Source organism: Streptomyces sp. bgisy100 (assembly GCF_057709105.1).
Genome location: NZ_JBYITE010000031.1, coordinates 75,798 through 89,040, shown reverse-complemented (window position 1 = coordinate 89,040; position 13,243 = coordinate 75,798). Strand labels below are relative to the sequence as shown.

Sequence of the window (13,243 nt, the reverse complement as noted above, 5' to 3'; positions counted from 1 at the left end):
CCCAAGAGACCGCAGCAGACCGCACACTGCGCATCCCCGGCGGCGCTGCGACACCAGCAGCTGCCACATCCCGTCCGGACCTCCCCGCGCCGGTCCCCTTGCTGGAGCCCCGAGAGGGCATTCCCCCGGTCACCGCGACCCCCGAGGCGCTGGCCGAGGTGGTCGCGGCCTTCGCGGCCGGCTCCGGCCCCGTGGCCGTCGACGCGGAGCGCGCCTCCGGCTACCGCTACGGGCAGCGCGCGTATCTCATCCAGCTCCGCCGGGACGGCGCGGGCAGCGCCCTGGTCGACCCGGTCGGCTGTCCGGAGCTGTCGGTGCTGGGCGAGGCGATCGGCGACGCCGAGTGGGTGCTGCACGCCGCCACCCAGGACCTGCCGTGCCTGCGCGAAATAGGCATGACCCCGAGCCGGCTGTTCGACACCGAGCTGGCCGGCCGGCTCGCCGGATTCGCCCGCGTCGGTCTGGGCGCGATGGTCGAGAACGTGCTCGGTTACGCGCTGGAGAAGGGCCACTCCGCCGTCGACTGGTCCACCCGCCCGCTGCCCGACCCCTGGCTGCGCTACGCCGCGCTCGACGTGGAGCTGCTGGTGGACCTGCGGAACGCCCTCGAGGAGGAGCTGGAGCAGCAGGGCAAGCTGGAGTGGGCCCGTCAGGAGTTCGCGGCCATCGCCGCCGCGCCCCCGGCCCCGCCCCGCAAGGACCCCTGGCGCCGCACGTCGGGCATGCACCGGGTGCGCCGCCGCCGGCAGATGGCCGTGGTCCGGGAGCTGTGGACCGCCCGGGACCGGATCGCCCAGCGGCGGGACGTCTCCCCCGGCAAGGTGCTGGGCGACGCGGCGATCGTGGAGGCCGCCCTCGCGCTGCCCGCCGACGCCTCGGCCCTCGCCGCGCTGCCCGGCTTCGGCAACCGGATGGGGCGCAAGCAGCTCGACCAGTGGCATGCGGCGGTGGAGCGGGCCCGGGCGCTGCCCGACGCGGAGCTCCCCCAGCCGGGGCAGCCGGTCGCCGGACCGCCGCCGCCCCGCGCCTGGGCCGACAAGGACCCGGCGGCGGCCTCCCGGCTCTCGGCCGCGCGGGCCGCGGTGTCGGCGCTCGCGGAGAGCCTCAACCTGCCGCAGGAGAACCTGATCACCCCGGACACCGTGCGCCGGCTGTGCTGGGAGCCCCCGGCGGAGCCGACGGTGGAGGCGGTCTCGGCCTTCCTCACCGCGCACGGCGCCCGCCCGTGGCAGATCGACCAGACGGCTCCGCTGCTGGCGGGAGCGCTGTCGATCACCGCGGTCTGACGGGCGCGCCCGGCGCGGCGCAAGGGTGTCCCGGAGGGGGCGACGCAGAGACGGCGTCGCCTCCTCCGGCCGTCCGGGCCCACCGGCCGTCCGGGCCCGCCCTGCTCTCCGGTCCCGCTGTCCTTCGCCACTCCGGCCATTCGGTCCCGCCGCCCTTCGCCACTGCGGCCGTCCGGACCCCCGCCGGCCTTTCGCCGATCCGGCCGTCCGGCCTCCCGGGGTGCTCCCGGGCCGGGGCGCGAGGTTCCGTTTCCGCCGCTCCGAGGGGTCCGGACGAGCGGCTCCGACGGCGCGTCGACTGTGATCTGTACCGCTCCGGGCGGCAGGACTGGGCAGGCTGGTTACCCGCAAGTAGCATGGCGGTGAGAGCCGCCGCAGGCAGCACCGTGCCCGTTCCGCATCAGGAGGAGAGCCAAGTGCCTCGTACCGCTAGGGACGTCGTCTTCGTCGACGGCGTCCGCACCCCGTTCGGCAAGGCGGGCCCGAAGGGCATCTATCACGAGACCCGGGCCGACGACCTCGTCGTCAAGTGCATCCGCGAACTGCTGCGCCGGAACCCGGACCTGCCCGCCGAGCGCATCGACGAGGTGGCGCTCGCCGCCACCACCCAGATCGGTGACCAGGGCCTGACCCTCGGCCGGACCGCGGGCATCCTCGCCGGTCTGCCGCAGTCCGTGCCCGGCTACTCCATCGACCGCATGTGTGCCGGTGCGATGACCGCCGTCACCGCCACCGCGGGCTCCATCGCCTTCGGCGCCTACGACGTCGTCGTGGCCGGCGGCGTCGAGCACATGGGCCGCCACCCGATGGGTGAAGGTGTGGACCCCAACCCGCGCTTCGTGTCCGAGAAGCTCGTCGACCAGTCGGCGATGTTCATGGGCATGACCGCCGAGAACCTGCACGACCGGTTCCCGCACCTCACCAAGCAGCGCGCCGACGAGTACGCGGTGCGCAGCCAGGAGAAGGCCGCCAAGGCGTACGCCGACGGCAAGATCCAGGCCGACCTGGTGCCGGTGTCCGTCCGCCGCACCAACGCCGAGGCGGGCGAGACCGGCTGGGGCCTGGCCACCGCCGACGAGCCGATGCGCCCGGGGACCACCCTGGAGAGCCTGGCCGGCCTGAAGACGCCGTTCCGTCCGCACGGCCGCGTCACCGCGGGCAACGCCGCGGGCCTGAACGACGGCGCCACCTCCTCGCTGCTCGCCGCCGAGGACGTGGCCCGGGAGCTCGGCCTGCCGGTCAAGATGCGCCTGGTGTCCTACGCCTTCGCCGGCGTGGAGCCCGAGGTCATGGGCATCGGCCCGGTCCCCTCGACCGAGAAGGCCCTCGCCAAGGCCGGCCTCTCGATCGACGACATCGGCCTGTTCGAGATCAACGAGGCCTTCGCCGTCCAGGTGCTGGCCCTGCTCGACCACTACGGCATCGCCGACGACGACCCGCGCGTCAACCAGTACGGCGGCGCGATCGCCTTCGGCCACCCGCTCGCCTCCTCCGGTGTCCGGCTGATGACGCAGCTGGCCCGGCAGTTCGAGGAGCAGCCGCACGTCCGCTACGGCCTGACGTCCATGTGCGTCGGCTTCGGCATGGGCGGCACCGTGATCTGGGAGAACCCGCACTTCGAGGGGGCAGGCAAGTGAGCACCGCAGAACTTCTCAAGGGAGCCGCCGAGCTGTTCCCCGACGAGGTCGTGACCCAGGCGCACGTACGCCACCTCGACCTCCCCCAGGGTGCGGGCCGCTTCGCGCTCATCACCCTGGACAACGGCCTGGACCACACCAAGCCGACCACCTTCGGCCCGCAGTCGCTGGGCAACCTCAATGTCGCGATCGACCAGGTCGAGGCGGAGGCCGCGAACGGTGAGATCGTCGGCGTCGGCATCACCGGCAAGCCGTTCATCTTCGCCGTCGGCGCCGACCTCAAGGGCGTCGAGCTGCTGAAGCGGCACGAGGACGCGCTGGCCATCGGCAAGGGCGGCCACGACGTCTTCAAGCGGCTGTCGTCGCTCGCGGTGCCGACCTTCGCGTACTACAACGGTGCCGCCATGGGCGGTGGCGTCGAGGTCGGTCTGCACTGCAGCTACCGCACGGTGTCCGCGGCGCTGCCGGCGTTCTCGCTGCCCGAGGTCTTCCTCGGTCTGGTGCCCGGCTGGGGCGGCTGCACGATCCTGCCGAACCTGATCGGCGCCGACCGCGCCGTCAAGGTCGTCATCGAGAACTCGCTCAACCAGAACAAGCAGCTCAAGGGTGCGCAGGTGCACGAGCTCGGGATCGCCGACGCGATCTTCGAGGGCGCCGACTTCCTGGAGCAGTCGCTGATCTGGACGGCCTCGGTGCTGCGCGGCGAACTCGCCGTCGACCGCCCCGAGATCGACCGCGGTGCGGCCTGGGACCAGGCCGTCGCCCGTGGCCGCGCCGTCGCCGACGGCAAGGTGCACGGCGCCGCCCCGGCCGCCTACCGCGCGCTGGACATCATCGAGGCCGCCCGGAACGGCGACCTCCAGCAGGGCTTCGACGCCGAGGACCAGGCTCTCGCGGACCTGATCATGGGCGGCGAGCTGCGCAGCGGCATCTACGCCTTCAACCTGGTGCAGAAGCGCGGCAAGCGCCCGGCCGGCGCGCCGGACAAGAACCTGGCCCGCCCGGTCAGCAAGGTCGGCGTCGTGGGCGCCGGTCTGATGGCCTCCCAGCTGGCGCTGCTCTTCCTGCGCCGCCTCGAGGTGCCGGTCGTGCTGACCGACATCGACCAGGAGCGCGTCGACAAGGGCGTGGGCTACGTCCACGCCGAGATCGACAAGCTGCTGCTCAAGGGCCGGGTCAACCAGGACAAGGCCAACCGCCTCAAGGCCCTGGTCACCGGCTCGCTCGACAAGGCCGCCGCCTTCGGCGACGCGGACTTCGTCATCGAGGCCGTCTTCGAGGAGATGGGCGTCAAGCAGAAGGTGTTCGCGGAGGTCGAGGCGGTCGTTCCGGCCCACGCGATCCTCGCCACCAACACCTCCTCGCTGTCGGTCACCGAGATGGCGTCGAAGCTCCAGCACCCGGAGCGGGTCGTCGGCTTCCACTTCTTCAACCCGGTCGCGGTCCTGCCGCTGCTGGAGATCGTCCGCGGTGCGAAGACCGACGACGCGTCGCTGGCCACCGCCTTCGGTGTCGCGAAGAAGCTGAAGAAGACCGCGGTCCTGTGCAAGGACGCCCCGGCCTTCGTGGTCAACCGGATCCTCACCCGCTTCATGGGCGAGATCCAGAACGTCATCGACGAGGGCACCCCGGTGGCGACCGCGGAGAAGGCCATCGAGCCGCTCGGCCTGCCGATGTCCCCGCTGGTGCTGCTGGAGCTGGTCGGCCCGGCCATCGGTCTGCACGTGTCGGAGACGCTGAACGGCGCGTTCCCGGAGCGGTTCACCGTCTCCGAGAACCTGGCCGCGGTGGTCAAGGCCGGCAAGCGCGGCTTCTACGTCTACGACTCCGGCAAGCCGGAGCTGGACCCCGAGGTCGCCGCCCTCCTGGTGCAGGGCGACACCGTCCTGACCGAGGAGCAGGTGCGCGCCCGCGTGCTGGACGCCGTCGCTCAGGAGATCGGTCTGATGCTGGACGAGGGCGTCGTGGCCGAGGCCCAGGACATCGACCTGTGCCTGATCACCGGTGCCGGCTGGCCCTTCCACCTGGGCGGCATCACGCCGTACCTGGACCGCGAGGGTGTCTCGGAGCGGGTGAACGGCAAGCGGTTCCTCGAGCCCGGCGTCGCGAGCGTCCCGGCGTAACGACCGCGGGAACCCCACGGTCCGGCTGAAGCGCCGGGTCCGCGCCCCCTTTCGCGGGGCCGGGCCCGGCGCTTCGTGCTGTGCCGCCTTCATGCTCTCTGCCGGCTTCGTGGTGTGCCGCGTTCGTGCTGTGCCGCGTTCGTGCTGTGCCGCACCGGGAACGCCGAAGGGCGGGCACGGCAGCGGACGGCCGTGACAGGCTGGCTCCGTGGAGACGGCAGAACGGCCCCTGGTGATCGTGGACGCGGCCAACACGGTGGGATCCGTCCCGGACGGCTGGTGGCGGGACCGGCACGGTGCGGCCGAACGCCTGCGGGACCGGCTGGTCCGGGTGGCGGCCGAGGGGCTGCCACCGGTGCGGAACGTGCCCGAGTGGGCGGTGAACACTCCGGTGGACCTGGTGCTCGTGGTCGAGGGCGCGGCACGGAACGTGGAGTCCGTGCCGGGGATCCGGGTGGAGCCGGCGTCCGGGAGCGGCGACGACCGGATCGTGGAGGTGGCCCGGGAGGCCTCGGGGCGGCGGACGCTCGTCATCACCTCCGACCGGGAGCTGCGCCGGCGGGTGGCCGAGCACGGGGCCGCGTACGCCGGTCCGAGTGCCGTGCGCCCGGAGGCCCGGGAGAAGGACTGAGCGCCGGGGAGGCCGGCGGCACCTCCTGAGGAAGCCAGGAGGCCCGTGAGGGCGTCGGAGGGCTCGGAGGAGTGCAGGGCATGCGCCGGGACCCCGGGCGGCTGCCCGGGGTCCCACGCGTGCGGTGTGTGCGGTGAGCGGTGCCGTCAGCGCCGCGTCGACGTCGGGTTCATCCGGCTGTGCTTCTGCCCGTAGAGGAAGTACACGATGATGCCGACGATCATCCAGCCGCCGAACCGCACCCAGGTCTCGGCCGGCAGGTTGATCATCAGCCAGAGCGAGGCGCAGACCGACACGATCGGCAGGACCGGAACCCACGGGGTGCGGAAGGCGCGGGGCAGATCGGGGCGGCTCCGGCGCAGGACGATCACGCCGATGGCCACCACGACGAAGGCGAACAGGGTGCCGATGTTCACCAGGGTCGCCAGCTCGGAGATGCTGGTGAAGCCCGCGATGACGGCGATGATGCAGCCGAGCAGGATCGTCGGCCGGTACGGGGTGCCGAAGTGCGGGTGGGTCTTGGAGAAGAACCGCGGCAGCAGCCCGTCCCGGCTCATCGCGAAGAACACCCGGGTCTGACCCAGCAGCAGAATCATGCAGACCGTGGTGAGTCCGACGGCCGCCCCGAAGCTGATGGCGCCCGCGTACCAGGGATGGCCGGTCGCCTTGAAGGCGTCCGCGAGTGGCGCCTCCACCGACAGCTCCGTGTACTTCTGCATGCCGGTGACCACGATCGACACCGCGACGTAGAGCACGGTGCAGATGAGGAGCGAGCCGAGGATGCCGCGCGGCATGTCCCGCTGCGGGTTCCGGGTCTCCTCGGCCGTGGTGGCGACGACGTCGAAGCCGATGAAGGCGAAGAAGACCACCGAGGCCGCGGTGAAGATGCCCTGCCAGCCGAAGGTCGTCGGCTCGTAGCCGAACATCAGCTGGACCAGGGGCGCGTCGAGACCGGAGCCCGCTACCTGGCCCGAGGCCGGCGGGATGAACGGGTCGTAGTTGTCGCCGTTGATGAAGAACGATCCGGCGATGATGACGATCAGCACCACCGTCACCTTGATGCCCACCACGAGGGCGGTGAGCCGGGCGGACAGCTTCACCCCGACGACCAGGATCACCGTCAGCAGCAGCACCAGCAGGAACGCCAGCAGGTCGAAGCCGACGCCCTCCTTCACCACGTCGGGACCGGACAGGTAGTCGGGCAGGTGCCACCCCGCGTTGTCCATCAGCGACCGCACATAGCCGGACCAGCCGACGGCGACCACCGCGGTGCCCAGGGCGAACTCCAGCACCAGGTCCCAGCCGATGATCCAGGCCGGGAGTTCGCCGATGGAGGCGTAGCTGAAGGTGTACGCGGACCCGGCCACCGGCACCGTCGAGGCGAACTCGGCGTAGCAGAGGGCCGCCAGGGCGCACACGATGCCCGCGGCCACGAAGGCGAGGGCGGTGGCGGGTCCGGCGTTCTCCTTCGCCACCGCTCCGGTGAGGACGAAGATGCCGGTGCCGATGATGACACCGACGCCGAAGACCATGAGGTCGAAGGCGGACAGGGACTTGCGTAGCTGGTGCTCTGGCTCCTCGGTGTCCTGGATGGACTGCTCGACCGTCTTGGTCCGGAAGTAGCCGCCATCCGCGTCGCGGCTCCTGGGTTCCTGCATGCTGCTCACCGGCACACCTCCACGCTTGGCCGTCCGCGATACGTTCTCGCACCCGGGCGGCAGGGCCGGGGCCACACCCGGAGGGAGAAAGGGATTCACCCGAGGGAGTCGGCGGGCGACGCATGCAATGGGCCGGTCGGAGTACCCGTCAGGTGCTCCGACCGGCCCGGTGCCGGTGTTCGTCCGCTGCAGATCAGTCGCGCGTGGCCTCGGCCGGCTCGTCCTCGTAGCGGCCGTCGAGCTTGGCGACGAGACCGGTGACCTGGCGGGCGATGTCCGGCGCGGTCAGGCCGATCTCCGCCATGACCTCCTTGCGGGAGGCGTGGTCGAGGAAGCGGGCCGGGATGCCGAAGTCGCGCAGCGGTACGTCGACGCCCGCGTCACGCAGGGCCTGGGAGACGGCGGAACCGACGCCTCCGGCGCGGCAGTTGTCCTCCACGGTGACGACGACCCGGTGCTGCTCGGCGAGGGCGGGCAGCTGCTCGTCGACCGGCTTGACCCAGCGGGGGTCGACCACGGTCGTGGAGATGCCCTGCTTGTCGAGGAGACCGGCGATCTCCAGGCACATCGGGGCGAGGGCGCCGACCGAGACCAGGAGGACGTCGGCGGAGGAGGCGTCCTCCGGCTTGTGCAGCACGTCCATGCCGCCGACCCGGCCGACGGCCCGGACCGCCGGGCCGACCGCGCCCTTGGAGTAGCGCACCACGGTGGGGGCGTCGTCGACCTCGACGGCCTCGCGCAGCTGGGCGCGGACCTGGTCGGCGTCGCGCGGGGCGGCGATCCGCAGGCCGGGGACGACCTGGAGGATCGACATGTCCCACATGCCGTTGTGCGACGCGCCGTCCGTGCCGGTGACTCCGGCGCGGTCCAGCACGAACGTCACTCCGCACTGGTGCAGGGCGACGTCCATGAGGACCTGGTCGAAGGCGCGGTTGAGGAAGGTGGCGTAGACGGCGAAGACCGGGTGCACGCCGCCGGTGGCCAGGCCCGCGGCCGAGACGGCCCCGTGCTGCTCGGCGATGCCGACGTCGTAGACGCGGTCCGGGAACGCCTTGGCGAACTTGTCCAGGCCCACCGGCTGGAGCATGGCCGCGGTGATGGCGACGATGTCCTCGCGCTCGTGGCCGAGCTTGACCATCTCCTCGCCGAAGACCGAGGTCCAGTCGGCGCCGGAGGCGGCGATCGGCAGACCGGTGTCGGGGTGGATCTTGCCGACGGCGTGGAAGCGGTCGGCCTCGTCCTGGAGGGCGGGCTGGTAGCCGCGGCCCTTCTCGGTGAGGCAGTGCACGATGACCGGGCCGCCGAAGCGCTTGGCGCGCTGCAGGGCGGACTCCAGGGCCTCCAGGTCGTGGCCGTCGATCGGGCCGACGTACTTCAGTCCCAGGTCCTCGAACATGCCCTGCGGGGCGATGAAGTCCTTCAGGCCCTTCTTGGCGCCGTGCAGCGTCTCGTAGAGGGGCTTGCCGACGACCGGGGTGCGGTTGAGCACCTCCTTGCCGCGGGCGAGGAAGCGCTCGTAGCCGTCGGTGGTGCGCAGCGTGGCGAGGTGGTTGGCGAGGCCGCCGATGGTGGGCGCGTAGGAGCGCTCGTTGTCGTTGACGACGATGACGAGCGGGCGGTCCTTGGCGGCGGCGATGTTGTTGAGCGCCTCCCAGGCCATGCCGCCGGTCAGGGCGCCGTCGCCGATGACCGCGACGACGTGGTCGTCCTTCTTGCGCAGCTGGTTGGCCTTGGCGATGCCCTCCGCCCAGCCGAGGACGGTGGAGGCGTGGCTGTTCTCGATGACGTCGTGCTCGGACTCGGCACGCGACGGGTAGCCGGACAGCCCGCCCTTGCTCTTGAGCTTGGAGAAGTCCTGGCGGCCGGTGAGCAGCTTGTGCACGTAGGACTGGTGCCCGGTGTCGAAGAGCACCTTGTCCCGCGGGGAGTCGAACACCCGGTGCAGGGCGATGGTCAGCTCGACGACACCGAGGTTGGGCCCCAGGTGTCCACCGGTCTTGGAGACGGCGTCGACGAGGAAGGTCCGGATCTCTCCCGCCAGCTGGTCCAGCTGCTCCGGACCGAGCCGGTCCAGATCGCGCGGTCCCGTAATGCGGGTCAGCAGCGCCACCCGTGCCTCCTTGCTGTCGAGTTTCGCCTGTCGATCCTTGCCGGTCCGACGAGTCTAATCTTCCGCCCGTAGCGGTGTGGGAGGGGCCGTGGCGATCTACGTCACGCGAATGGCTCAGACGTGATAAAGCGCACGTGCCCGGCGCCGAGGGGGCGCCGGGCACGTGCGGGGGCGGGCGGACCGTGCGGTCGGGCGGGGAGCCGGCCGGTCAGACGGGAATCGGTCGGTCAGGTGGGAAGCGGTCGGTCAGGTGCGGCCGGCCGACTTCTGCGTCCGCCGGGAGACCGAGTCGATCACGACGGCGGCGAGCAGCACCGCGCCGGTGATCATGTACTGGATCTCGCTGGCCATGCCGAGCAGGTTCAGACCCTGCTGGATCGACTGGATGACCAGCATGCCCAGCAGCGCGGACCAGATCTTGCCGCGTCCGCCGAAGAGGCTGGTGCCGCCGATGACGGCCGCGGCGATCACGTTCATCAGCACGTTGCCGGCGCCCAGGCTCTTGGTGGCGCCGCCGGACTGGCTGGCGATGAACAGTCCGCCGACGACCGCGAGCGTGCCGGCGATGGTGAAGACCGAGATCCGGATCCACTCCACGTTGATACCGGCGCGGCGGGCGGCCTCGGTGCTGCCGCCGACCGCGAAGATCTGCCGGCCGTAGGTGGTGCGGCGGACCGCGAAGTCGGTGAGGACCAGGACCGCCAGGAAGATCACCAGGGCGAGCGGCAGGCCGCGCGACTGGTTGAGCTCGTAGGCGGCGGCGAACACGACCACCGCCAGGACGGTCGTCCGCAGCACGATCTCGCCGGTCGGGCGGGCGGGCAGCTGCGCGGCCCGCCGCCGCCGGGTGTCCAGCAGCATGGAGGCGAGGTAGGCGAGCACGGCCACCAGGGCCAGCCCGTAGGCGGCGGCGATGTCCTCGAAGAAGTAGTTGGTGAGGTTCTCCACGATGCTGCCGCTGGGCGTGTTGATGCTGCCCTCGCTGCCCATCAGCCAGATCTGCAGACCGCTCCAGCCGAGGAAGCCGGCCAGCGTCACCACGAACGCCGGAACGCCGATCCTGGCGAAGAAGAAGCCGTGGAAGGCGCCGATCAGGGCGCCCGCGGCGATCGCGGCGAGGACGGCGAGTCCGTCGTTCATGCCGTGGGAGACGCTGAGCACCGCCCAGATGGCGGCACCGACACCGGCGACCGAGCCCACCGACAGGTCGATCTCGCCCAGCAGCAGGACGAAGACGATGCCGACGGCCATGATGCCCTGGCCGGCGATGTAGATGCTGATGTTGCTGAGGCTGTCGGCGGCGAGGAAGCTCGCGTCGAGGGACTGGAAGATGATCCCGATGGCGATCAGGCCGAGGACGACGGGGATCGAGCCGAGCTCGCCGCCGCGCACCTTCCGCTTGAACTCGGTCAGATAGCCCTTGAGGCCCTCTTCCCGGACCAGCAGCCGGGGGTCGACGGCGGGGATGGGCGCCGCGCTGTCGTCGACGACGGTGACGGCGCCGCCGTCCTCCGGGGTGCTGCCGTCGTCGTGCAGCGGGTCCTTGACGGTGTCGCTCATGTCGCCGCCTCCGCGGTGCGCGCCTGACGGCGGGTCACGGCGTTGTCCGTGGCACCCGTGATCGCCGCGATGATCTCTTCGTGGGAGGTGTCCTTGACCGGGAAGACACCGTTGTTGCGGCCGAGGCGCAGCACCGCGACGCGGTCGGCCACCGCCTTCACATCGGCCATGTTGTGGCTGATGAGGATGACGCCGAGGCCGCGCTCGCGGAGCCGTTCGACCAGGTCGAGGACCTGCGCGGTCTGTTCGACGCCGAGGGCCGCGGTGGGCTCGTCGAGGATGACGACCTTGGGCTCGCCGATCAGCGCACGGGCGATGGCGACGACCTGGCGCTGACCGCCGGAGAGGGACGCGATCGGGATGCGCACGCTGGGGATGCGGATGGAGAGCGTGTCCAGCAGCTCCTTGGCCCGCTTCTCCATCGCCACCTCGTCGATGACGCCGGCGCGGCGCAGCTCGCGGCCGAGGAAGAGGTTGGCGACGACGTCGAGGTTGTCGCAGAGCGCCAGGTCCTGGTACACGGTGGCGACGCCCAGCTCCTGGGCGTCGTGCGGGCGGTCGATGCGGACCGGCCGGGCTTCCCACTCGATGACGCCCTCGTCGATCGGGTGCACGCCCGCGATCGTCTTGACGAGGGTGGACTTTCCGGCGCCGTTGTCGCCGACGAGGGCGACCACCTCACCGGGGTGGATCTCCAGATGGACGTCGGTGAGCGCCTGCACGGCGCCGAACCGCTTGGAGACCCCGCGCAACGCCAGCACGGGCGTAGCGGACACGTGAATCATCTCCTTCGCCGCCGGGAGGGCGGGGGTGCCGCGCAGGGGAACGGTGCGCGGTGGACGGGGGAGGAAGGGGGACCGCGGGGATTGTCCGGCAGCCGCCCCGCCGGTGGCGTGGAGGCGGGGCGGGTGCCGGGACGGGCTTCCGGCGTACGGCCGGGGGCCGTACGCCTGTCGGCCCAACGGGCGGCGGGTCCGTGGCGGACCCGCCGGCGGGAGGCTGCCGGCCGCGCGGCGCGGGAGGCGGGCGCGGGCGGCCGGGCCGCTACTTGATGCCGGCGGCCTTGCAGGCCTTGGCGAAGTCGGCCGTGCAGATCTGGCCGGCCGTGTAGACCTTGTCCTTGAGGACCGTGTCCTTGATGTTGTCCTTGGTCACGATCGTGGCGTCGTAGAGCTTGGTGGGGATGCCCTTCTTGCTCTTGCTGGCGGCCGTCTCCGGGGCCACGGAGTCGATCTTCTCGCCCTTGAGGAGCCGGACCGCGATCTCGGCGGTGGTCTCGGCCTCGGGCTTGATGCCCTTGTAGATGGTGAAGGTCTGCGAGCCGCTGAGGATCCGCTGGAGGCCGGCGAGCTCGGAGTCCTGGCCGCCCACCGGGACGTCCTTGACGCCGGAGGACTTCAGGGCGGTGGTGATGCCGCCGGCCATGCCGTCGTTGGCGGAGTAGACCGCGTCGAAGCCGTCCTTGCCGAGGGAGGTGATGGCGGCGGCCATCTTGCGATTGGCCTCGTCCGGGGACCAGTCGGGGATGTCCTGCTCGTAGACGACCTTCTTGACCTTGCCGTCGAGCACCTTGTGGGCGCCGGCCTTGAAGAGGGCGGCGTTGGGGTCGGTCGGCGAGCCGTTGATCATCACGACCCGGCTGTCCTTGGCGTCGTCACCGAGCGCGTTGAGCACGCCCTCGCCCTGGAGCTGGCCGATCTTCTCGTTGTCGTAGGACACGTATGCCGAAATGTCGCCCTCGGCGAGCCGGTCGTAGGCCACGACCTTCACGCCCTTCTTGGCGGCGGCGTCCACCCAGGATCGGGTGGCGGTGGCGTCGACCGGGTCCAGGATGATGACCTTCACGCCCTTGGTGATCAGGGCGTCGAACTGCTTCTTCTGGGTCTCGGTGTCCTGGTTGGCGTTGTTGTAGGCGACGTCGCAGTCCTTGCAGAGGGACTTGATCTTCGCCTTGATGAGCGGCCGGTCGAAGGTCTCGTACCGAGTCGTCTTGTTCTCCGGCAGCAGCAGACCGATGGTCTTGCTGTCGCCGTCCCCGCCTGCACTTCCCGCCTTGCCGCACGCGGCCATGGACAGCGCCATGGAGACAGCGGCCGTACCGATCACGACGCGACGCATCGATGCGTTCATGTGGAACCTCCCTGACGAGGCCGCGACGTGGGCGGCCGAGGTGGCTGGAAGTCAACTCGGCCGCCCGTCGGTCGTCAAGAAGTAAATTCTTAACGAGATGGCAACGGT

Annotated in this window: 9 protein-coding genes; 4 read left to right on the top strand and 5 right to left on the bottom strand. The window is 71.2% G+C overall.

Annotated features, from left to right (window positions below):
• The 4 genes from AC3EQ1_RS20825 to AC3EQ1_RS20810 form a co-directional block, all read left to right on the top strand.
• Nucleotides 1-1,286: HRDC domain-containing protein (locus AC3EQ1_RS20825; protein ID WP_432095845.1), on the top strand; the 1,286-nt coding region annotated here is incomplete at its 5' end.
• A gap of 416 nt (nucleotides 1,287-1,702) precedes the next feature.
• On the top strand, nucleotides 1,703-2,923 hold the full coding sequence (locus tag AC3EQ1_RS20820) for a thiolase family protein (protein WP_351514096.1): 1,221 nt from the start codon (nucleotides 1,703-1,705) through the stop codon (nucleotides 2,921-2,923).
• Complete coding sequence (locus AC3EQ1_RS20815; RefSeq protein ID WP_432095844.1) at nucleotides 2,920-5,046, top strand: 3-hydroxyacyl-CoA dehydrogenase NAD-binding domain-containing protein; 2,127 nt, start codon at nucleotides 2,920-2,922, stop codon at nucleotides 5,044-5,046. The genes AC3EQ1_RS20820 and AC3EQ1_RS20815 overlap by 4 nt, the downstream gene beginning before the upstream one ends.
• Nucleotides 5,047-5,254: 208 nt before the next feature.
• A complete protein-coding gene (locus AC3EQ1_RS20810) occupies nucleotides 5,255-5,677 on the top strand; it encodes a PIN domain-containing protein (protein ID WP_432095843.1) in 423 nt (140 codons plus the stop codon).
• A gap of 146 nt (nucleotides 5,678-5,823) precedes the next feature.
• Here the strand turns inward: AC3EQ1_RS20810 and AC3EQ1_RS20805 are convergent, their stop codons facing one another.
• From AC3EQ1_RS20805 to AC3EQ1_RS20785, 5 genes are all read right to left on the bottom strand, one after another.
• Complete coding sequence (locus AC3EQ1_RS20805) at nucleotides 5,824-7,335, bottom strand: amino acid permease (protein ID WP_432095851.1); 1,512 nt, start codon at nucleotides 7,333-7,335, stop codon at nucleotides 5,824-5,826.
• A gap of 193 nt (nucleotides 7,336-7,528) precedes the next feature.
• Complete coding sequence (gene dxs, locus AC3EQ1_RS20800) at nucleotides 7,529-9,445, bottom strand: 1-deoxy-D-xylulose-5-phosphate synthase (RefSeq protein WP_432095842.1); 1,917 nt, start codon at nucleotides 9,443-9,445, stop codon at nucleotides 7,529-7,531.
• Nucleotides 9,446-9,691: 246 nt separating this feature from the next.
• The gene (locus AC3EQ1_RS20795) at nucleotides 9,692-11,005 is read right to left on the bottom strand and encodes a sugar ABC transporter permease (protein ID WP_432095841.1); all 1,314 of its coding nucleotides are present in this window, start codon (nucleotides 11,003-11,005) and stop codon (nucleotides 9,692-9,694) included.
• Nucleotides 11,002-11,790, bottom strand: coding sequence for an ATP-binding cassette domain-containing protein (locus AC3EQ1_RS20790; RefSeq protein ID WP_351514106.1), 789 nt, complete (start codon nucleotides 11,788-11,790; stop codon nucleotides 11,002-11,004). Before AC3EQ1_RS20790 ends, AC3EQ1_RS20795 begins: the two co-directional genes overlap by 4 nt.
• A gap of 259 nt (nucleotides 11,791-12,049) precedes the next feature.
• A complete protein-coding gene (locus tag AC3EQ1_RS20785; protein WP_432095840.1) occupies nucleotides 12,050-13,135 on the bottom strand; it encodes a substrate-binding domain-containing protein in 1,086 nt (361 codons plus the stop codon).
• Nucleotides 13,136-13,243: the final 108 nt, after the last annotated feature.